At 73.1% G+C, this 18,544-nt stretch carries 21 protein-coding genes and 1 tRNA gene; 9 read left to right on the top strand and 13 right to left on the bottom strand.

All coding sequences use genetic code 11. The features are described 5' to 3' along the window. Nucleotides 1-98 precede the first annotated feature (98 nt). The 3 genes from lysA to BGK67_RS23585 form a co-directional block, all read right to left on the bottom strand. Nucleotides 99-1,490, bottom strand: coding sequence for a diaminopimelate decarboxylase (gene lysA / locus BGK67_RS23595; protein WP_069921952.1), 1,392 nt, complete (start codon nucleotides 1,488-1,490; stop codon nucleotides 99-101). A gap of 19 nt (nucleotides 1,491-1,509) precedes the next feature. Beyond that, nucleotides 1,510-2,484 (bottom strand): ArgS-related anticodon-binding protein NrtL, encoded by a 975-nt coding sequence (nrtL, locus tag BGK67_RS23590; RefSeq protein WP_069921951.1) that lies wholly within the window; start codon nucleotides 2,482-2,484, stop codon nucleotides 1,510-1,512. 267 nt (nucleotides 2,485-2,751) lie between these two features. Beyond that, nucleotides 2,752-3,225 carry a response regulator gene (locus BGK67_RS23585; protein ID WP_244291498.1) on the bottom strand — a complete coding sequence of 158 codons (474 nt, stop codon included), beginning with the start codon at nucleotides 3,223-3,225 and terminating at the stop codon, nucleotides 2,752-2,754. Between the two features lie 106 nt (nucleotides 3,226-3,331). On the opposite strand from BGK67_RS23585, the gene BGK67_RS23580 reads away from it, so the two are divergent. After that, nucleotides 3,332-3,403 (top strand) — tRNA-Arg (locus tag BGK67_RS23580). A gap of 235 nt (nucleotides 3,404-3,638) precedes the next feature. Here BGK67_RS23580 and BGK67_RS23575 read toward each other — a convergent pair. Then, entirely contained in the window at nucleotides 3,639-4,259 is a 621-nt protein-coding gene (locus BGK67_RS23575) for an anthrone oxygenase family protein (protein WP_079154335.1), read from the bottom strand. Between the two features lie 162 nt (nucleotides 4,260-4,421). Here BGK67_RS23575 and BGK67_RS23570 point away from each other — a divergent pair, with 162 nt between their 5' ends. Beyond that, nucleotides 4,422-5,306, top strand: coding sequence for a LysR family transcriptional regulator (locus BGK67_RS23570; RefSeq protein WP_069921949.1), 885 nt, complete (start codon nucleotides 4,422-4,424; stop codon nucleotides 5,304-5,306). 41 nt (nucleotides 5,307-5,347) lie between these two features. Here BGK67_RS23570 and BGK67_RS23565 read toward each other — a convergent pair whose 3' ends face one another. Beyond that, nucleotides 5,348-5,995 carry a LuxR C-terminal-related transcriptional regulator gene (locus BGK67_RS23565; protein WP_208948739.1) on the bottom strand — a complete coding sequence of 216 codons (648 nt, stop codon included), beginning with the start codon at nucleotides 5,993-5,995 and terminating at the stop codon, nucleotides 5,348-5,350. Then, nucleotides 5,980-6,654, bottom strand: coding sequence for a sensor histidine kinase (locus BGK67_RS23560; protein ID WP_244291301.1), 675 nt, complete (start codon nucleotides 6,652-6,654; stop codon nucleotides 5,980-5,982). Before BGK67_RS23560 ends, BGK67_RS23565 begins: the two co-directional genes overlap by 16 nt. Before the next feature lie 110 nt (nucleotides 6,655-6,764). Between BGK67_RS23560 and BGK67_RS39015 the strand changes: the two genes are divergently transcribed. Together BGK67_RS39015 and BGK67_RS23550 are read left to right on the top strand one after the other, a co-directional pair. Then, nucleotides 6,765-6,938, top strand: a complete 174-nt coding sequence (locus BGK67_RS39015; protein WP_167739591.1) for a hypothetical protein — start codon at nucleotides 6,765-6,767, stop codon at nucleotides 6,936-6,938. A gap of 200 nt (nucleotides 6,939-7,138) precedes the next feature. After that, nucleotides 7,139-8,125: an XdhC family protein gene (locus tag BGK67_RS23550; protein ID WP_069921947.1), complete on the top strand. Its 987-nt coding sequence runs from the start codon at nucleotides 7,139-7,141 to the stop codon at nucleotides 8,123-8,125. A gap of 189 nt (nucleotides 8,126-8,314) precedes the next feature. Here BGK67_RS23550 and BGK67_RS23545 read toward each other — a convergent pair whose 3' ends face one another. Then, on the bottom strand, nucleotides 8,315-8,641 hold the full coding sequence (locus tag BGK67_RS23545; protein WP_069921946.1) for a plasmid stabilization protein: 327 nt from the start codon (nucleotides 8,639-8,641) through the stop codon (nucleotides 8,315-8,317). Between the two features lie 130 nt (nucleotides 8,642-8,771). Between BGK67_RS23545 and BGK67_RS23540 the strand changes: the two genes are divergently transcribed. Further along, nucleotides 8,772-9,167 carry a DUF6479 family protein gene (locus BGK67_RS23540; protein ID WP_069921945.1) on the top strand — a complete coding sequence of 132 codons (396 nt, stop codon included), beginning with the start codon at nucleotides 8,772-8,774 and terminating at the stop codon, nucleotides 9,165-9,167. Nucleotides 9,168-9,234: 67 nt separating this feature from the next. On the opposite strand, the gene BGK67_RS23535 is transcribed toward BGK67_RS23540, so the two are convergent. After that, nucleotides 9,235-10,119 carry an ATP-dependent DNA ligase gene (locus BGK67_RS23535; protein ID WP_069924056.1) on the bottom strand — a complete coding sequence of 295 codons (885 nt, stop codon included), beginning with the start codon at nucleotides 10,117-10,119 and terminating at the stop codon, nucleotides 9,235-9,237. Continuing rightward, nucleotides 10,119-11,024 carry a non-homologous end-joining DNA ligase gene (gene ligD / locus BGK67_RS23530; RefSeq protein WP_069921944.1) on the bottom strand — a complete coding sequence of 302 codons (906 nt, stop codon included), beginning with the start codon at nucleotides 11,022-11,024 and terminating at the stop codon, nucleotides 10,119-10,121. The genes BGK67_RS23535 and ligD overlap by 1 nt, the downstream gene beginning before the upstream one ends. Nucleotides 11,025-11,055: 31 nt before the next feature. On the opposite strand from ligD, the gene BGK67_RS23525 reads away from it, so the two are divergent. Then, on the top strand, nucleotides 11,056-12,213 hold the full coding sequence (locus BGK67_RS23525) for a non-homologous end joining protein Ku (RefSeq protein WP_069921943.1): 1,158 nt from the start codon (nucleotides 11,056-11,058) through the stop codon (nucleotides 12,211-12,213). A gap of 262 nt (nucleotides 12,214-12,475) precedes the next feature. On the opposite strand, the gene BGK67_RS23520 is transcribed toward BGK67_RS23525, so the two are convergent. Beyond that, the gene (locus BGK67_RS23520) at nucleotides 12,476-13,291 is read right to left on the bottom strand and encodes a nuclease-related domain-containing protein (protein ID WP_069921942.1); all 816 of its coding nucleotides are present in this window, start codon (nucleotides 13,289-13,291) and stop codon (nucleotides 12,476-12,478) included. A 176-nt stretch (nucleotides 13,292-13,467) separates the two neighbouring features. Between BGK67_RS23520 and BGK67_RS23515 the strand changes: the two genes are divergently transcribed. The 3 genes from BGK67_RS23515 (at nucleotide 13,468) to BGK67_RS23505 (ending at nucleotide 16,325) form a co-directional block, all read left to right on the top strand. Continuing rightward, on the top strand, nucleotides 13,468-14,100 hold the full coding sequence (locus tag BGK67_RS23515; protein WP_069921941.1) for a hypothetical protein: 633 nt from the start codon (nucleotides 13,468-13,470) through the stop codon (nucleotides 14,098-14,100). Nucleotides 14,101-14,220: 120 nt separating this feature from the next. Further along, a complete protein-coding gene (locus BGK67_RS23510; protein WP_244291300.1) occupies nucleotides 14,221-15,099 on the top strand; it encodes a hypothetical protein in 879 nt (292 codons plus the stop codon). After that, nucleotides 15,096-16,325, top strand: coding sequence for a sensor histidine kinase (locus BGK67_RS23505; protein ID WP_069921939.1), 1,230 nt, complete (start codon nucleotides 15,096-15,098; stop codon nucleotides 16,323-16,325). The genes BGK67_RS23510 and BGK67_RS23505 overlap by 4 nt, the downstream gene beginning before the upstream one ends. A 91-nt stretch (nucleotides 16,326-16,416) precedes the next feature. On the opposite strand, the gene BGK67_RS23500 is transcribed toward BGK67_RS23505, so the two are convergent. From BGK67_RS23500 to BGK67_RS23490, 3 genes are read right to left on the bottom strand one after another with little or no spacing between them, the layout of a single operon-like run. After that, complete coding sequence (locus BGK67_RS23500) at nucleotides 16,417-16,686, bottom strand: hypothetical protein (RefSeq protein WP_069921938.1); 270 nt, start codon at nucleotides 16,684-16,686, stop codon at nucleotides 16,417-16,419. A gap of 10 nt (nucleotides 16,687-16,696) precedes the next feature. Next, nucleotides 16,697-17,410, bottom strand: coding sequence for a TetR/AcrR family transcriptional regulator (locus BGK67_RS23495; protein WP_069924055.1), 714 nt, complete (start codon nucleotides 17,408-17,410; stop codon nucleotides 16,697-16,699). Nucleotides 17,411-17,470: 60 nt separating this feature from the next. Beyond that, the gene (locus tag BGK67_RS23490) at nucleotides 17,471-18,400 is read right to left on the bottom strand and encodes an AurF N-oxygenase family protein (protein WP_069921937.1); all 930 of its coding nucleotides are present in this window, start codon (nucleotides 18,398-18,400) and stop codon (nucleotides 17,471-17,473) included. Nucleotides 18,401-18,544 lie beyond the last annotated feature (144 nt).

The raw sequence follows: 18,544 nt of genomic DNA, 5'->3' as shown, positions 1-18,544 counted from the left end.
GAACCAGTCTCACTCAATGGACAGCAGTTTCCACCCTCGGTCCATTGAGTGAGACACCTATTTTGGGGGTCTGGGGGCTTCTCCCCGAAATAACCGGATCATCCCAGGTCGAGACGCAGGAGATCCTCCTCCGTCTCGCGCCGGACGATCACCCGGGCCTGCCCGCCGCGCACGGCGACGACGGGCGGGCGCAGGGCGTGGTTGTAGTTGCTGGCCATGGAGCGGCAGTACGCGCCGGTGGCCGGTACGGCGAGCAGGTCGCCGGGGGCGAGGTCGGCGGGGAGGAACGCGTCCTTCACTACGATGTCGCCGCTCTCGCAGTGCTTGCCGACGACGCGGACGAGCATCGGCTCGGCGTCGGAGGTGCGGGAGACGAGGGTCACGGAGTACTCGGCGTCGTAGAGGGCGGTCCGGATGTTGTCGGACATCCCCCCGTCGACGCTGACGTAGGTCCGCAGGCCTTCGAGCGGCTTGATGGTGCCGACCTCGTAGAGGGTGAAGGCGGTGGGCCCGACGATGGCGCGGCCGGGCTCGACGGAGATGCGGGGCGCGCGCAGTCCCGCGCCCTCGCACTCCCGCGCGACGATCTCGGTGAGCGCCTTGGCGATCTCGTGCGGCTCACGCGGGTCGTCGTCGGAGGTGTAGGCGATGCCGAGGCCGCCGCCGAGGTCGATCTCCGGGAGCTCGACCCCGTGCTCGTCCCGTACGGCCGCCAGCAGCCGCACGACCCGCTTCGCAGACACCTCGAAGCCGGCCATGTCGAAGATCTGCGAGCCGATGTGGGAGTGCACGCCGAGCAGCTCGAGCGAGTCGTGCCCGAGGGCCCGGCGGACGGCCTCGGCGGCGGACCCGTCGGCCACGGCGATGCCGAACTTCTGGTCCTCGTGGGCGGTGGCGATGAACTCGTGGGTGTGCGCCTCCACCCCGACCGTCACGCGGATCTGGACGGGCTGGCGTACGCCCAGCTCACGGGCGATGTGCGCGACGCGGGCGATCTCCTGGAAGGAGTCGAGCACGATCCGGCCCACGCCGGCCTCGACGGCCCGCCTGATCTCGGCCTCGGACTTGTTGTTGCCGTGGAAGGCGATCCGGGGGGCGGGCATCCCGGCGGCGAGGGCGGTGGTCAGCTCCCCGCCGGAGCACACGTCGAGATTCAGCCCTTCCTCCTTCAGCCACTTCACGACGGCCTTGGAGAGGAACGCCTTCCCGGCGTAGAAGACGTCGGCGTCCTTGCCGAAGGCGTGCGCCCAGGCCCGGCAGCGCTCCCGGAAGTCCTCCTCGTCGAGGAAGTAGGCGGGGGTCCCGAACTCCTCGGCGAGCCGGGTCACTTCGATGCCGCCGACGGCGACGACCCCGTCGGCCGTACGCGTGACGGTCCGGGCCCAGACCTTCTCGTCGAGGGCGTTGAGGTCGGCCGGGGGCGGCGAGTAGTGCCCCTCGGGCAGGACATCGGCGTGACGGGGTCCGGCGGGGTGCGCGGAACGGCTCATCGGTATCTCTCTTCGCGGGTCACAAGCGTGTCGGTGCGTCAATGCCGAGCAGGGCCAGGCCACCGGCCAGCACCGCCCCGGCGGCTTCGGCAAGAGCCAGCCGGGCACGGTGGGCGGCCGAGGGTTTCTCGTCCCCGTGGGGCAGTACGCGGTGCTGGAACTCGAGCAGCGCGTCCGCCAGCTCGACGAGGTACCGGGTGAGCCGCTCGGGCGCCCGGTGGTGGCCGGCGGCTTCGAGGACGAGGCGGTACTCGGACAGGACCCGCAGCAGCGCGGGGGCGTCCACCTCTCCGGGCTCGGGTCCGAACCCGAGGTCGGCGGCGTTCCTGAGCAGCGCCCGGCTCCGGGCGTGGGCGTACCGCACCCGGAAGTACTCGTTCTCCTCGCCCTGCACGAGGAGCGCGACCGGGAACTCGGGTGTCTCCCGGGCGGGCACGCAGAGCATCGCCCAACGCGCGGCACCGGCCCCGAACCGGGCGACGACGTCACCGTCCCGCTTGGCGACGGGCGCGACGGGCAGCTCCCGGCCACCACCACCCTGGCTGCGCCCGAGCCGCAGGACGCTCTCGCGTACGACGCGCTCACGCAGCCCGGGGCCGGGGCCGGGGTGGAGGTCGAGGTCGCGGTCGCGGTCGACGGCAGGGAGGGTGCGGGCGCCCCCTCCCCGGCCCTCCCGAAGCCCCTCGACGACGCGGACAGCGGAAGGCGCCGGCAGCACGAAATTCACGAACCCTGCCCCGGTGACCTCGACACTCTCGATCCCCGGCTCCTCCCCGAGCCGGCGGGCCAGCACCCCGGCCACCTCACCGGGCGGGCGTCCGGCGGCCTTGGCGACCTGGAAGGCGACGGGCGTGGCGTAGTCCCCCACCCCACCGGGCCGCGTCCGCTCGACGACGACCCGCCCGGGCACGGCCACGTTCCCCGGGATCTCCCCGTCCTCGACGGCGCAGCGCACGGCGCGCACGACGGCATCGGGAAGATCGGCGGGATTCACAAGACCAGCCTAGGCGAGACGACGGCCCACCCCGTGGAGGGTTTCGCCATGTGAAATGGGGCTGCTCAGAACGGGCTGAGGGGGCCACGCGGAAGCCGGCCGGAGGGCGGGCGGGCCCACGTAAAGAGGAGGCGGGCGAGACCGGGGTCGGGACGACGACCGGGGAGGCAGGACGACCGGGGAGGCAGGACGACGACCGGCTACCCCGGAAGCGGGACGACGACCAACAACGGGAGGCGGGACGACAACGGACAACCGGGAGCGGCCTCAGCCCCTCCCCCTCCCGGCGGGCGCGCCCTGCCGCCCGTCACGCCGGTCCTTCCCCTCGACCAGCCGCCGCACGACCCGCACCAGCTCCGCAGGCTCGAAAGGTTTGGCGACGAAGGCATCCACCCCGGCCGCGGTCCCCGTCTCCACCTCGTACTGGGTGCAGGCACTCACGATCGCGACGGGCACCCCGCTGGTCCGCGGATCGGCCCGCAGCTGCGCGGCGGTCGCGAACCCGTCCAGCCGGGGCATGACCACATCAAGGGTGATCACATCGGGGCACACGCGGTGCACGACATCCAGGCACTCGGCACCATCGTTCGCGGTCACGACCTCGAAGCCCTCCAGCTCGAGATTGACCTTGATCAGCTGCCGGATGACCTTGTTGTCGTCGACAACAAGGACCCGGCCCGAGACGCCTGGCACAACTCGAGAGTAGGTCGGCCCGGGCCCCCGCGTCCGGGTTTTCGCCACTTCCACCCCCTCCGGGCGACCGACCCCCTTCTCCCCCGCAAACGGGTTCCTGATCACCCCCGGGAAGCTGGTAGTGTTCAACCCGTCGCCGCACAGCGAACGACACGCCCCCGTAGCTCAGGGGATAGAGCAACGGCCTCCGGAGCCGTGTGCGCAGGTTCGAATCCTGCCGGGGGCACTTCTGCCGGACCAGCGTGAAACACCTGCTGACCTGCACGAGTGCCAAGCGTGAAGACCTGGAACCAGTCCCACTGAGTCCAGGTCTTTGTCGTTGATACGTGCTGCTCGCGACGGATCTGCGCAGCTCCTCCGCCTCGGCAGACTCGCCGGCGACCCTCTCGGCCCCGCGCGGGCGCCGCCCCTGGGGCCACCGGAGCGGCGTCGCGCGGTTCGGTCTCGGCTGGGGGCGGCGTTCAGCGGTCGGTCGGGGTGGTGTGGGGCTGCGCTCCCCTCGGGTGGTCGTCGGGCTGCGGGTGAGCGGCCTGGGACGCCGGTACGGGCGGGCGCGGGGGTGTGCCGGTGCTCTCGCTCCCGTGCGGCCGGTGCGTGCCGTGCACGACCAGCGCCCAGAGCAGGCCGGCGAAGGCCGCCGTGTGCAGCAGGGCACGGACGTTGTTCCAGACGACCCACCTGTTCTCGAAGGCCGCGCGGACCTCTGCCAGATGTCTGACACCGCCGGGATCGCCGGCGCTCGCGAGCCGGTCGTTCAGCGGGACGTTGATGGCGCTGGTGACCGCGAAGGCCACCAGGTACAGGACCAGTGCGGCGATCAGCCAGGGCAGCGCGGGGTGGCCGTGCTCGCGCCAGGCCAGGACGACCGCCAGGCCGAGGAGGGGGATCGAGCCCACGAACGGGAGCATGAAGGCCGGGTTGATGATGGCCCTGTTGATGCCCTGCATGGCCTCGACGAGGGTGTGGTCGGAGGAGCGGGCCAGGCCGGGCATGACCGCGTAGGAGAAGGCGGCGAACAGTCCGGCCATGAGCCCTGTGGAGAGAGTGGCGGCGAGCAACACGACGGTCTGCAGGTTCTTCATACTGCGTCCTCCTGGCTTGCGGATCTCATCGGCGACGCGTCCACGACGTCGTCACAGCTCGACTGTCGGCCACCGCGGGATCGTCGGCAACGGCCTTTTACGGAGCCCGCGTTAACCTGGCGGTTAACGCGGGCGAGGGGCGGCGGCGAGACCGGGGGCAACGTGGAGATCCGGGACATCGAGATCTTTCTGACGCTCGCACAGGAGCTGCATTTCGGCCGGACCGCCGAGCAGCTGCGCGTCTCCCCCGCCCGGGTCAGTCAGGCGATCAGGAAGCAGGAGCGCCGCATAGGCGGGGCGCTCTTCGACCGTTCAAGCCACCACGTCCGCCTCACCCCGCTCGGCCGGCAACTCCACGACGACCCGCTTCCGGTGTACCGCGGTCTGCTGCGGAGCCTGGAGCGGGCCGCGCTGACCGCCAGAAGGGGAACGGCGGTGCTGCGCCTGGGCATGATGTCCAGCAACAGCGAGGACCTGCGGCCCGTCCTCGCCGCGTTCGCGGCCCGACGGCCCGGTTGCAGCGTGCAGATCCGCGCCGTGGGCTACGACGACCCGTTCTCCGCCCTGCGCCGGGGCGCCGTCGACGTCCTGCTCGCCTGGCTGCCCATCCGGGAACCGGGCCTCACCGTGGGTCCGGTCGCCTACACCGAGCCCGTCGTGTTGTGCGTGTCGTCCACCCACCGGTTGGCCGTCCGTGACTCGGTGTCCTACGAGGACCTCGCCGACGAGGCCGTCCCGACGGGCGCCACACCCGACTACTGGCGCGAGGCGCTGATCCCCGCCCGCACCCCCGGCGGACGGCCCATCGACCGGGGGCCGACCGTGATCGACGGCACGCAGCTGCTCGCCGTCGTCGCCAGCGGGGAAGCGGTCTGCCCGGTTCACGCCCACGCCCTGCGCTACTACGCCCGGCCCGACATCGCCTATGTCCCCATCCACGACGCCCCGCTCGCCCGCTGGGCGCTCTGCTGGCGTACCGGCGGCGACACCGATCCGATCCGCGACCTCGCCGAAGTGGTGGATGAGCTCGGCCCGTTGGCCCTGTAGGGGGCCAGCGGGGAGCCGGGAGCGAGGAGTGACGAGCCGGGTCAGGACCGCAGGAAGGCGAGCACCGCCAGCACCCGCCGGTGCCCTTCGGTGGCCACCGGCAGGTCGAGCTTGGAGAAGATGTTGCCGATGTGCTTGTTCACCGCGGCCTCGCTGACGAACAGCTCGGCGGCGATGGCGGCATTGCTGCGGCCCTGGGCGATCAGGCCGAGCACCTCGCGCTCCCGGGGGCTCAGCCCTTCGAGAGGGTCCTTCCGCAACCGTACGAGCTGCTGGATCACCTCCGGGTCCACCACCGTCCCGCCGACGGCGATCCGCTCGATGGCGGCCGTGAAATCGGCCACCGCGGCCACCCGCTCCTTCAGCAGATAGCCGACTCCGGCTCCGCCGCCGGAGTCCAGCAGGCCCAGCGCGTAGGAGCGTTCCACGTACTGGCTGAGCACGAGCACCGGCAGCCCGGGGAACTCCTCCCGGAGCTGTACGGCGGCCTTCAGTCCGTCGTCGCTCAGCGTCGGCGGCATCCGTACGTCGGTGACGATCAGGTCGGGTCGCTCGGTGCGCGCGGCCGCGACCAGGGCGTCGGCGTCGCCGACCGCCGCGACCACCTCGTGCCCGACCCGCTGCAACAGCCCGACCAGGCCTTCGCGCAACAACACAGCGTCCTCTGCCACGATCAGGCGAAGCGACACGGAACCTCCACGTGCAACAGGGTGGGACCACCGGCCGGGCTTGACACCCGCATACGGCCGTCGAGCGCCTTGACCCGGTCGGCCAGCCCGCTCACGCCGCTGCCCGCTTCCGTGTTCACGCCGCCGCGGCCGTCGTCCGTGATGTCGAAGATCAACAGATCGGCATGGTAGCGGCCCCGCACCTCCGCCCTCGCGGCTCCGCTGTGTTTGGCGATGTTCGTCATGGCCTCGTTGATGAGGTAGTACATGGTCGTCTCCACCTGCCTGGGCAGCTCCTCGGGCAGCCGCAGGTCCACCGTGACCGGGATCGGGAACCGCGCGGCGTAGTCCTCGATCGCGGCGACCAGCCCGTGATCGGCCAGTACCGGCGGGTTGAGGCCCCGGATCAGGGCACGCAGCTCCTGGTGGGCCGTGGACAGCTGGGCCTCCGCCTGGGTCAGCAGTTCGGCCTGCGGGGAATCCGGCGGGGTGTCCAGACGCAGCATCCCGAGGGTCATTCCCAGGGACACCAGCCGTTGCTGCGCCCCGTCGTGCAGGTCGCGTTCGATCCGTACCCGTTCCGCGTCGAAGGCGTCCAGCAGGCGAACCTGCGAGGCGCGCACCTCGCGCAGCTCCTCCGCGAGCTCCCGGTCGCGCGGGGCGAGGAAGGTACGGGCCATGGCGGCCCGGGACCCCGCCCACGAGGTCACCGTGTAGGGGGAGGCGAGGAGCACTGGCCGCCGGCGAGACCGCGGTACTGGTGGCCGTCGGCGCGGGCCTCGGTGTCCTGGTGACACTGCCCCCGCTGGCGGGCATGGCCTCCGGCCTCTCCCAGGCCACCTCGTCCGGCGTCGGCCTGCACCTGGACAGCGGGGCCGTCCTCACGGCGATCACCGGGACCCTGGTCGCCGCGGTCCTGGCGGGGGTGATGGTCACCGGGAAGACACTGAGGAAGTCCGCCTAGTGCCGTGGCCGACCGGCGCGCTGCTCGGGCGGCCGGGGGCCGGGGGTCCGGCGGTCCGTACGAGGGGGGAGGGGGGGGGTCTGTGGGTTTGGGGGGTGGGTGGGGGTGGGGAGCGTGCGTAGGGTGGGAAGTGAGGCCGCATAGTGCCGTTGACCTGGTGCTTTGCGGGAAGTGGCGCATACAGGAATGGGGCGGCACCGATGCGTGGGTTGGTGGAGACGGCGCGGCAGTGGGTGGCCGAGGGGCGGGACGGGTATCTGGCGCGGCCCGTCACCGAGCAGGGGTTCGGGCCCCGGGATCCGGCCGGGGCCGTGCTCGTCGACGCGTCGCGGGGGGAGGGTGTCGGGGCGCTGTACCGGGGGGTCTTCGACGCCGAACTCGTCGCCGAGGCCGGGGCGATGGGGGCCCTGGACACCGCGCGGGTGTGCGAGGTGTCCGTGCGCGGGGCCGAGGCCGTGGAGGCGAAGCTGACCTGCGGCGGGCAGGCCGAGGTGCTGCTCCAGCCGCTGAGGGCGATCCCGGCCGAGTGGTGGGAACTGCTCGGCGAGGGGGTCGGGGTGGCGTTGGTGACCCGGCTGAACGAGGGTGCCGACCGGGCCGTCAGCGAGGTCGTACGGGCGACCGGTGCCGCGTTCGACGATGCCGGGCGGCGGGCCGGGGAGCTGCTCGGCACGCGGCGGGCCGGGCGGGACGCCCTGTACGGGGAGACCGGGCTGGTGCTGGTGGAGGCGTATCCGTCGGCTCCGTACGTGGTGATCGGCGGGGGCGGGGAGCTGGCCGGGCTCATCGAGCGGCAGGCGCTGCTGCTGGGCTGGGAGGCCGTACTGGTCGACGATGCCGAGGAGGCCGCGAAGGTGGTCGAGGCGCGGCGGGACGCCGCGTGCCTGGTCATGCTGAGCCATGACGAGGCGTTCGACGTGCCGACGCTGCGCCTGGCGCTGGCCCTGGGGGTCCCGTACGTCGGTGCGCTGGGCTCGCGCCGGACGACCGCGCGACGGCGGGAGGGGTTGGTCGCCGCCGGGGTGGGCGAGGCCCAACTGGCGCGGGTGCACGGGCCGATCGGGCTGGATCTCGGCGCGCGGACCCCGGCGGAGACCGCGCTGGCCATCTGCGCCGAGATCCTGGGGGTGCTGGGCGGACGCGAGCTCGACACCCTGCGGGACACGGACGGTCCCATCAATTCCTGAGGCGGGTGCGGGGGTTCGTGGATGCGTTGACCGGGTGGCTGCGGCCGACTGCCTCCCCCGGGCCGACCCGCTGCGGCACCCCTGCTGCCGCCCTTCGCCCGCAGGCTCGCCTCCCTCGAGTCCGCGCTGCGCGGGCGGGGGCGGCCAGTCGCCCCGGTCAGTCGCGGATCAGCTCTTCCGCAAGGCGCGTCAGCTCTCGCCCAGAGCCCGCTTGAGCTGTTCCTTGTCCATGTTCGAGCGGCCGTGGACGTTGCGGCGCCGAGCCTCCGCGTAGAGCTGGTCGTACGTGGGGCCCTGCGGGCCGGAGTGGGAGTGCAGGCCGCCGCGGCGGGACGAGGACATGTCCTCCAGGGACTCCTTGCTCGCGGTTTTGGACTCGCCGGCCCGGGCGCGTTCCTTGTTGACCGTCCGGGCGGCGATCTCCTTGGCCTTCTCCTCCGGTTGGCCGCGCTCCTCCAGGCCCTCCTTGATGTGCTCGTACTGACGTTCGCGCTTGGGGGAAGATCCGCGGGGCATGACCGGCCTCCTCGGCGGCTCGGGATCGCTTCGGGCTGCGTTCGGCTGTGCCTGGCGCGTACCCCGGATGGCGCACGGTATCCGGGCCAGAACAGCGCATATCGCCCCCAAGTGCGAGAAACTGGGTCCCATGGACACGATCCTCAGCGTGGACTCGACCCTGACCGACATCGCCTGGTTCCTGATCGTCGGGATCATCGTCGCGGGTTTCCTGCTCGCCGGCTTCAGGCTGGGGCAGCGGGTCCGGGCGAAGGAGCCCCCCCCCCCCCCCCCCGAGAGCCAGCCCCACCTGCCGAACGGCGGAGCCGTCTACGAGGTCCGCGAGGAACGCGACCACGTGGAGATCCCCGAGGGCGGTCTGAGGCCGCACGAGATGCAGGGCTACGGGAACTTCGGCTCCACCACCTCCAGCCACCCGGAAGAGGTCCGCAGGGCGCGCGAGTCCGGTCACAAGCACCCGGAGGGCCCCGGTCCGCACCCGCAGCCCGGGGCGCCCCCGGACTCGGGGCGCGGCGCTCACAGCTGACCCCGACACCGGTCGCCCCCGCACTCCCTCTGGCCCGCGCCTCCCGCGCGGGTCAGAGGTGTGCGCATCAGAAGTCTGTACGCAGCCGCAGCACCTCGGGCGGCGGATGACGGGCCGAGGTGTGGCGGACCTCCGCCGTCAGGGGCGGGTCGAGCGGCCGGAAGGGCACCTCGCCGAGGCCGATCGCGGTGACCGTCCCCCCGGACGGACCCCCCGCCGCCCGCGCCGCCACCGCTTCCGCCACTTCCGCGCGCAGGGCCGCCGTCAGCGGGCTCGACACCAGCGGGGTCTCGTCCCCGACCGGCAGCACGAGCACCAGGGCCAGCGGGCGGCGCGGGGTCCCCGTGTAGCCGACCACCGCCGCGTCACGCACGTCCGTGTGCCTCAGCTTCCGCCAGCCGCGCCGCCCGGCCGGGTAGGTCTGGTCCAGCCGTTTGACGACCAGGCCCTCGATGCCGCTGGCCGGCAGGGTCTCGTACCAGGTGGCGGCGAGTTCCGGGTCGGTGGTCATCGGCACCGGCTGCAGCGGCGGGCCGAGTGGCAGCAGGAGGTCCACCAGGAGGGCCCGGCGGCGCTCGTACGCCCGCCCGCGCAGGTCCAGCCCGGCCAGTTCCAGCACGTCGAAGGCGGCGTACGAGGCCGGCAGCGTCTGCGCGAGCACGGGGGCCCGCGCGGCCGTGGCGGCCGCCCGGCGCTGCACCAGCGCGAAGTCGGTGCGGCCCGCGTGCCAGACCACCACCTCGCCGTCGAGGACGGTACCGGCGGGCAGCTGCCGGGCGGCCACCTCCAGATCGGGGAAGGCGCTGGTCACGATCCGGCCGGAGCGCGCCTGGAGCACGACCTCGGCCTCCGTGCGCACGATGACCAGGCGGTGGCCGTCGAACTTCGGCTCGTACGCCAGGCCCGCCCCGCGCGGGAGGGTCCGTACGGCCGTGGCCAGCGCGACGCGGATCACGGCCGGGCTCCTCGCGTCCCGGGCAGCCGGCCCGCGCGGTCGGGGTCGGCCAGCGGGCCGAAGAGGTCCCCGTCGCGCTCCAGCCTCGGCGGGATGTCGTCGGCGAGGAAGACCAGGTCGGAAGGGTGCCGACAGGCCTCGACCTCCTCCCATGACACCGGCGCGGACGCGGTCGGCCGGGCCCGTGCGCGCAGGGTGTAGGGCGCGGCGGTGGTCTTGGCGGCGGCGTTCTGGCTGTGGTCGACGAAGACCTTGCCGGGGCGCAGCGCCTTGGCCATGCGGTGCACGACCAGGTCGGGGAGCTCGCGTTCGGCTTCCTGGGCGAGCAGCTTCGCGTACGCCGACACCCGCTCGGAGGGGGTCGGCTCCAGGGGCACCGCCAGGTGCATGCCCTTGGAGCCGGAGGTCTTGGCGTACGCGTGCAGGCCGTCGGCGGCGAGCCGGTCGCGCAGCCAGAGCGCGGCGGCGCAGCACTCGACGACGGAGGCGGGCGCGCCGGGGTCGAGGTCGAGGACCATGCGGTCGGCGACGGCGGGGCTGCCGGCGGTCCACTGGGGGGTGTGGAACTCGACGACGAGGTTGGCGGACCACATGAGGGTGGCCAGATCGGCGACGACCACCTGTTCGGCGGAGAGGTCCACGGAGCGCGGCACGGGGGTGGTCTTCACCCAGTCGGGCGTGCCGGGCGGCGGGTTCTTGGTGAAGAAGAGCTGGCCGTCCGGGCCGTCGGGATAGCGCAGGAAGGACACCGGCCGGTCGTGGATGTGGGGCAGGAGGAAGCCCGCGACGGTGGCGTAGTAGTGCAGGACCTCGCCCTTGGTGAAGCCGGTCTCGGGGTAGAGCACCTTGTCGAGATTGCTCAGCCCGATGCGACGGCCCTCCACCAGTGTGATCGGCGTCATACGATGAGATTGCCACGAATCAGGAGGAACCGTGCGATCCATTTGGAACGGGGCGATTTCCTTCGGCTTGGTCAGCATTCCGATCAAGCTCGTCAACGCCACCGAGAGCCACTCGATCTCCTTCCGTCAGATCCACCTCGGCGACGGCGGGCGGATCCGCTACCGCAAGGTGTGCGAGCTGGACGGCGAGGAGGTGCCGGGCGACGAGATCGGGAAGGGGTACGAGGAGGCGGACGGATCGATCATCCCGATCACGGACGAGGACCTCGCGCAGCTGCCGATCGCGACGGCCCGGACGATCGAGATCATGTCGTTCGTACCGGCGGACGAGATCGATCCGCTGCAGATGGGCGCGGCGTACTACCTCGCGGCGAACGGGGCCACGGCGGCGAAGCCCTACACCCTGCTGCGGGAGGCGCTCAAGCGGAGCCGGAAGGTCGCGATCGCCAAGTACGCGCTGCGGGGGCGGGAGCGGCTGGGCATGCTGCGGGTCGTGGACGACGTGATCGCGATGCACGGGCTGCTGTGGCCGGATGAGATCAGGGCGCCGGAGGGGGTGGCGCCGGACGCGGACGTGAGCGTGCGGGACGCCGAACTCGACCTGGCGGACGCGCTGATGGCGACGTTGGGCGAGGTCGAGCTGTCCTCGCTGCACGACGACTACCGCGAGGCCGTGGAGGCGATGATCGCGGCCAAGGCGGGAGGGGCGTTCGAGCCGTCGGAGGCCGTTGTGGAGCCGGCCGGGGGGCAGGTGATCGACCTGATGGCGGCGCTGGAGAAGAGCGTGCAGGCGGCGAAGGCTTCGCGGGGGGAGGCGGATGGCGGGGCCGGGGCCGGGGGCTCGGCCGAAGCCGGGGGTGAGGCCGGGGCCGAGGCCGAGGTGACGCCTATCCGGGGGCGGCGGAAGGCGGTCGGGGGCGGGGGGCGGGGCAAGGCTGCCGCTGCCGCTGCGCCGAAGGCTGTGGGTGGGAAGAAGTCGACGGCTGCCTCGGCGGCGGCGAAGAAGACGGCGTCGGGTGCGGCGAAGAAGACGGCGCGTGCGGCCAAGTCGACGGCGAAGACGGCCAAGTCGACGGCGGCGGGCGGGAAGTCGGCGGCTTCGGCCGCCAAATCGACTTCGGCGGCGGCGAAGAAGACGGCCGGGGCCGCGAAGAAGGCTGCGCCCGCGCGGAAGCGGACCTCCGCCTGAGGTTGGGCGGGGCGGGGCGGGGGCCTGCGGCGCTTTCCCCTACCCGCCCCTTCCCGAACTGGGGCTCCGCCCCGGACCCCGCGCCTCACACGCCGGCGGGGCTGGGATGGGCCGGCGTTGGCCGGCGGACTCGGGGTCGGCGGGACTGGACGGGGCATCCGCGCGGCTGTCGGACTCGGGTACCCGCACGGCGCTTCGCGCCCCCGCTTCAAGCGCCGGCGGGCCTGGAATCGGCCGGCACGCGGCTGTCGGGGCCTGCGGGTCAAGCGCTGCCGGAGGCGGGGCCCAGCCAGGTTCTTGTGTCTCGGGCCAGGGTGAACAGGGCTTCGATGTCCGGGGGTTTGAGGGCGGGCGGGGAGGACGTGAGGGCTGCCGGGGCCGTGGGGGGTTGGAGGACGCGGATGTCGCGGAGGGTGGGGGCCACCTCTACGCGGGAGGCGTCGACCACGGCCAGGGCCGGGGTGACCTGGGCGTTCAGGGTGTGGGCGGCGCGGGCTGCCGCGCGGCGGGTCCAGCGGGGGTCCGGGCGGGGTTCCGTGCGGCCGACCGTGAGCAGGAGGTCGCCGGCCACCGCGCGCTGGCGGCGGCCCGGGACCGTACGGACGCAGTAGATTCCGGCGGGGCCGATGAGCAGGTGGTCGATGCGGCCGAACCCCGGGACCGGGACGCAGTGCAGGGTCCGCCAGCCCTCCGGCTCCAGGGCGTCGAAGGTGTCCCCCATCCGCTGCTGGGCCGCCAGGTCCCGGCGCAGGCGTTGGCGGGCCCTCGTCCCGGCCGGGCCGTGTTCCAGTTCGCCCAGGAGGGTTTCGCCGGGGCGGTTGGGGGCCAGGTCCGCGTCCGGCGGGAGGGTGAGGCCGGCCAGGATGGCGGCCGTGGGGACCGGCGGGGGCCCGATCGAGACCGGGCCGGTCAGGTAGGGCCGCAACGCTGCGAGGATCGCCTCGCGGTGGTCGTCCGCGAGGACGCTGATCCGGTTCGCCTGCCGGTCGTACCAGGCCACCGCGCGCCCGTCGGGCAGATTGACATACAACCGGCCCCCGGCGGCCCGGCCGCCCGGCATCACCCTGAGTCCCCTCATGGGCCCTCACCCCCGCCGTCCATGGGAGCAGCCCGGGCGCCGCTCGGCAATCCCCCCGCCGTGTAACGACTCCGACGTGACCCTGCGACATCGCTGTTACAAGAACGGGGCTCTGCCGCAACGGCCGACCCCTAGGTTTGTCCCCACCAGGACCGTCCGACGCCGAAGGGTTTCCCGTGAGCACCGTCAGCCGCCGCACTCTCGTTCGCGCCGCCGCCGTGACCGCATGCGCCGGAAGCCTGCTGGCGCTGCCCGCTGCCGCCGCCCTCGCCGAAGGGGTGCCCGCGGCCTCGTCCGCGCACTCCGCGGCACCGCAGGCCGTGCTGGTCAAGAGCCTCACCCTCGCGGACGGCACCTCCACCGCCCAGGTCTACCGCACCGCCGAAGGCGCGTACCGGGCCGACATCCTGACCGCCGGGGGCCACAAGGCCACCACCCTGACGAGCCGTGACGGGATCACCGGCTTCGGCGGGGCCGGGGACCTGCACCTCGCGCTGGAGTCCGACGGCCGGCTGACGTCCTGGTTGGGCGCCGACGCCGCCGCCGAGGGCCAGGACCGCGGCGTCGCGGGCGAGGGTCACAAGACCGGCACCCGCACCGGGCAGGTCGTCCCCGCGGCGGCGCCGCAGGCGGCGGGCGGCGGGAGCCGGTCCGCGGCCACCGGCCCGGCCGAGTCGCTGCGCCTGGACACCTTGGCCGACGGGCCGGGCGAGGGCGTCTTCCTGCTCGCCGCGGGCGGCGGCATCGCGGCCGTCGGCGCCGCCGGACTCGGCTTCGCGATGCTGCGGCGCGGGCGGACCGAGAACTGACGCCCGGCGCCGCGGTACCAGGGCCCCGCGAAAAGCCTTGAGTGAAATGGGCAAACCTCCGCATAAGGTTGGCGGGACCCGAAGGTCGTACCGCTGCGGACATGGAGGACGCTGGGCTCTGTGAAAACGTTTCCCTTCCGCCCGGCCGCCGCCCGCGTTCCGCGGGCGCTCGTATGCGCCGGCCTGCTCGCGGCGCTGCCCCTGCTGACGGGCTGCGGCGACGCGGGCGGGCTGGTGGGCGCGGGCTCCACGCCGACCGCGAGCGGGCCCGTGCACCTGTGGCCCGACCGCCAGGGTGCCGTCGTACCGCCGGCCGATCCGGGCGGCGCTCCGCCCGAGTACGTCAAGGGAATCGACCCCGTCCGTGGCCAGGACGTGCACGGCGTGGACCCGGTGGCGCTGGTGCAGGCGGAGCTGCGGGCCCATCCCAAGACCGACGTCGGCCCGGACGGGATGCCCGCCGAGACCGCCGCCGCGATCAGGAAGTGCGGCAAGGAGGGCGCGGAGCCCGGGGAGTGCCCGGTGCTGACGCCGTACTACCGGGACCTCACGGGCAACGGCGAGGACGAGCTGATCATCGGCATCGAGTACCCGGACAAGATGATGTCGGTACGGGTGTACACGGCGGACGCCGACGGACGCCTCAACCGCATCATGGCGACGACGCAGACCGTCATCAACGTGGACCTGGCCGGGCGGGACGTGATCCTGCGGGTGCCCAGCGGGAACAACGGCTACGAGCTGATCACCGCCTGGTCCTGGGACGAGAAGCAGTTGACCATGCTGCCGACGCGCGAGCAGATCGTACGGGTTCCGGGCAATCCGCAGGGCTCGGCGAACCCCGGTCACGGCGGCCACGGCGCGGGCGCGGGCAAGGGCCCCGGCAAGGGTCCCGGGACGGGCAGCGGCGACGGCCCCGGCGCGGGGGCCGGCACCGGGCCCGGGACCGGCCCCCGGTCGAAGACCTCGGGCGCGCCCGACGGCCCGGGCACGCCGTGAGACCCCGGCTGCCCGCCTGGACCGCCACGCTGACCTGGAAGTCCGCGTGCTTCATCGTGGTGATGTGCTGTGCGCTGGCGGCCGCGCTGGGCGTGCTGGTGCATGTGGAGGTGACCCGGCAGACCGTGGCCACGGCGCGCGAGAAGGCGCTCGGCAAGCTGCAGGACGCCTCCCGCGCGTACGAGGCCGGGGAGGCCCTGCCCCCCGATTCGGCCCTGGATCCCGAGGGACTGCCGCCCCGGCTGCGGGCGCTGGCCCTCGGCGGGCAGCGCGGGACGGTCGTGGGCGACTACCGGGGCCGCCCGACGATGTGGGCGGCGGCTCCGGCGGACGGGCGGGCGCTGGCCACCGCCATCGACTACGAGCAGAGCGCGCGCACGATCAGCGGGCTGGACAACGCGATCATCGGGTCGTCGGTCCTGGCGATCGGCGGGACGCTGCTGGTCGGCGCCTTCGCGGTGACCCGCGTGACCCGCCGGCTGCACCAGACGGCGACGGTGGCGCGCCGGATCACGCAGGGCGACCTCGACGCGCGGGTCGGCGACCCGCGCACGAAGGACCCCTCGCGGCACCAGGACGAGGTGGCGACGGTGGCCGGGGCGCTGGACACGATGGCGGGGAGCCTGCAGGCGAAGCTGGAGAGCGAGCGGAGGTTCACGGCGGACGTGGCGCACGAGCTGCGCACGCCGCTGACCGGGTTGCAGGCGGCGTCGGAGCTCCTGCCGGAGGGGCGGCCGACGGAGCTGGTGCGCGAGCGGGTGCGGACGATGCGGCAGCTGACGGAGGACCTGCTGGAGATCTCGCGGCTGGACTCGGGCAGCGAGGTGGCGGAGACGGATCTGCACCAGCTGGGGCGGCTGGCGGTACGGGTGGTGCGGGCGTCCGGGACGGACACGGAGGTCGTCGTGGTGCGGGACGCGCACGTGGAGACGGACCGGCGGCGGCTGGAGCGGGTGCTGGGCAATCTGGTGGCCAACGCGCACAAGCACGGGCGGGCGCCGGTGGTGTTGACGGTGGACGGGCCGGTGGTGACGGTACGGGACCACGGCGACGGCTTCCCCGACTACCTGCTGGCGCACGGCCCCCAGCGGTTCCGCAGCGGCGGCAAGGGGCACGGGCTGGGCCTGACGATCGCGGCGGGGCAGGCGGAGGCGATCGGGGCGCGGCTGGAGTTCCGCACGGCGGAGGGCGGCGGGGCGGAGGCGGTCCTCTCCCTACCGGGCTGACTGGCCACAGGCCGCGCGGCCTGCGGCCGGGAGCAGGCCTCCGGCCGGGGCTCGGCCTTCGGACCGGGTGGGTCGGGGCCCGGGTGGGATGTCAGGGGCGTGGCGGCTTGGTCCAGGGCCAGCGGGGCTTGGGCTTTGTGCCCGTCGGGGCGTGGCGGTACTTCCAGCCCTTCTGGAGGCCCAGGCGTTTGGAGTAGCCCGCCGGGACGCGTTCGTAGAGGAGGACCGTCGGCGCGCCCCCGTCCGGCGCCGGGACCGGGATCTCGTACCACTTCGGCGGGTGGCCGGTCGGGCCGAGGAGGATCGGGAGGACCCGGCCGTCCATCGGGCCGCCCTCGAACGGGGTCGGTTCGCTTCTCACTCCACCAGTGTCACAGGAGGTGGGCGGCCTCGGAGACCACCGGGATCACGCGCCGGGCCAGCACCCCGACCGGGCCGTCCGCCGATTCCAGGGCGAGGGCGGCGCGGGCGGCGGCGGCCGTTTCCGGATCCGTGGCCGCGGTGGCCGTGAGCAGCGCGATGAACTGGTCCACCAGCCAGTCGCGCAGCGACCCGACCTGCGGCTGCTTGCCCTCGTCGATCCAGATGAGGGAGGCCGCCTCGACCGCGGTGATCCACGTACGGACCATCATGCGCAGGCGGGGGCCGGGGGCGGGGACCCCCAGGTGGAGGAGGATCTGTTCGGCGGCGGCCCGGCGGATGCCGTCGACCGTCGCCGTCGTGCGCGAGGTCTCCACGACGCTGCCGCCCTGGAGGAGGGCCGCGAAGCCGGTGTCGTGTTCGTCGACGAAGGCCAGGTAGCGGTCGAGGGCCCGGCCGAGGCGCCGGGTCAGCGGGCCCTCCTGCGGTTCCGCGAAGCACAGCTCCAGGAGGTCGGCCGCCGAGCGCAGGGCGGCCTCGTAGAGCTGCTGCTTGCCGCCGGGGAAGTAGCGGTAGACGAGCGGGCGCGAGACCCCGGCGGCCTCGGCCACGTCGTCGAGCGAGATCTCCTCCGGCGCCCGGTGCGCGAACAGCGACAGGGCGGCGTCGAGGAGTTGGGCCCGCCGCTCCTCGACGCTCAGCCTGCGGTACGCGCGTACGGTCATGCCCGCAGAGTAGACGACGTCCCCCGGGCCGTGACCGGAACGCTTCACCGGGTCACGGCATCAGGCCAGGAGGCCCGAGCTCTTCCACAGCCTGCGGCCGACTCCGCGCAGCACGCCGATGTCGTCGAGGAAGTCGGTGAGCCGCTTGGCGCCGGTCTGCATGACCTCGCGGCGGTGGCCGCTCGCCTTGACCTGGGCGACGGCCTCGCGGCGGTCGAGGCCCACGTTCTCGTACACCGCCGGATTCACGAAGGCCAGGGAGAAGACGCGGGCGGCCTCGCCGCAGCTGACGCGGGTGAGCTCCTGCTCCCAGCGCGGGGCCGTCAGCATCTGGCGGCGCAGTTCCTCGCGGGCGTACCGGACGTGCCGGGCCTCCTCGATGACGTGGATCCGGGTGACGCCGCGGATCAGCGGCTGGACGCGCTCGTCCGGGAAGGTCAGGCGCTGCATCCAGTCGAGGATCTCCTCGCCGAGGAGGGTGCAGGCGAAGGAACCGGGGGTGGTGGAGACGGTCTTGAGGACGCGGGCGAGGTTGTGGTTGACGCGGGAGACCGGGTAGGCGGGGGCGCCGGCCTTCTGGATCATGCGGGCGAACATCATCGAGTGGCGGCACTCGTCGGCGATCTCGGTGAGCGCATAGCGCACGTGGTTGCTGGTCAGGGACTTGTCGTAGATGTGCCGGACCAGGAGCTGCATGAGGATGATCTCGAACCAGATGCCGAGGGAGCCGAGCGCCGCCGCCTCGTGGCGGGAGAGGTCGATGCGCTGCTCCTCCCCCATCCTCTTCCAGAGGGGGGTGTCGTAGAGGGAGAGCAGCTCGGGGGGCCAGTAGTACTTGCCCTCGATCAGCGGGGCGTCCCAGTCGAGTTCCTTGTCGGGGTCGAAGGAGTGCTTGGCGGAGGATTCGAGCAGCCGCTCGGCGATCTGCTCGCGGTCCTTGAGCAGGCCGAGGGCGTCCCTCAGCGCGGCTCGATCGGTCACGGTCGTCATGGCTTCGGACACCTCGTCGTCGAGTTACCGGCGGTCACTGGTTATGAGACTGCTTGTCAGCAAGGTCGTCAATCCCCCGCGCACGACTTGTTGACCGCGCGTCTACCAACGTGTGACGCTGCCAACTGACCGGTCCTGTAGGGC

It is taken from the genome of Streptomyces subrutilus (genome assembly GCF_001746425.1).
Classification (GTDB): Bacteria; Actinomycetota; Actinomycetes; order Streptomycetales; family Streptomycetaceae; genus Streptomyces; species Streptomyces subrutilus_A.
Note: the sequence above shows the minus strand (reverse complement) of the source record. Positions and strands in the feature narration are given on the sequence as shown.

Excerpts from the sequence above, each read along its gene's own strand:
- lysA (WP_069921952.1), bottom strand. The coding sequence starts at position 1,490 with ATGAGCCGTTCCGCGCACCCCGCCGGACCCCGTCACGCCGATGTCCTG.
- BGK67_RS23575 (WP_079154335.1), bottom strand. The coding sequence starts at position 4,259 with ATGAAGAACCTGCAGACCGTCGTGTTGCTCGCCGCCACTCTCTCCACA.
- BGK67_RS23560 (WP_244291301.1), bottom strand. The coding sequence starts at position 6,654 with ATGGCCCGTACCTTCCTCGCCCCGCGCGACCGGGAGCTCGCGGAGGAG.
- BGK67_RS23550 (WP_069921947.1), top strand. The coding sequence starts at position 7,139 with ATGCGTGGGTTGGTGGAGACGGCGCGGCAGTGGGTGGCCGAGGGGCGG.
- BGK67_RS23545 (WP_069921946.1), bottom strand. The coding sequence starts at position 8,641 with ATGCCCCGCGGATCTTCCCCCAAGCGCGAACGTCAGTACGAGCACATC.
- BGK67_RS23540 (WP_069921945.1), top strand. The coding sequence starts at position 8,772 with ATGGACACGATCCTCAGCGTGGACTCGACCCTGACCGACATCGCCTGG.
- ligD (WP_069921944.1), bottom strand. The coding sequence starts at position 11,024 with ATGACGCCGATCACACTGGTGGAGGGCCGTCGCATCGGGCTGAGCAAT.
- BGK67_RS23520 (WP_069921942.1), bottom strand. The coding sequence starts at position 13,291 with ATGAGGGGACTCAGGGTGATGCCGGGCGGCCGGGCCGCCGGGGGCCGG.
- BGK67_RS23495 (WP_069924055.1), bottom strand. The coding sequence starts at position 17,410 with ATGACCGTACGCGCGTACCGCAGGCTGAGCGTCGAGGAGCGGCGGGCC.
- BGK67_RS23490 (WP_069921937.1), bottom strand. The coding sequence starts at position 18,400 with ATGACGACCGTGACCGATCGAGCCGCGCTGAGGGACGCCCTCGGCCTG.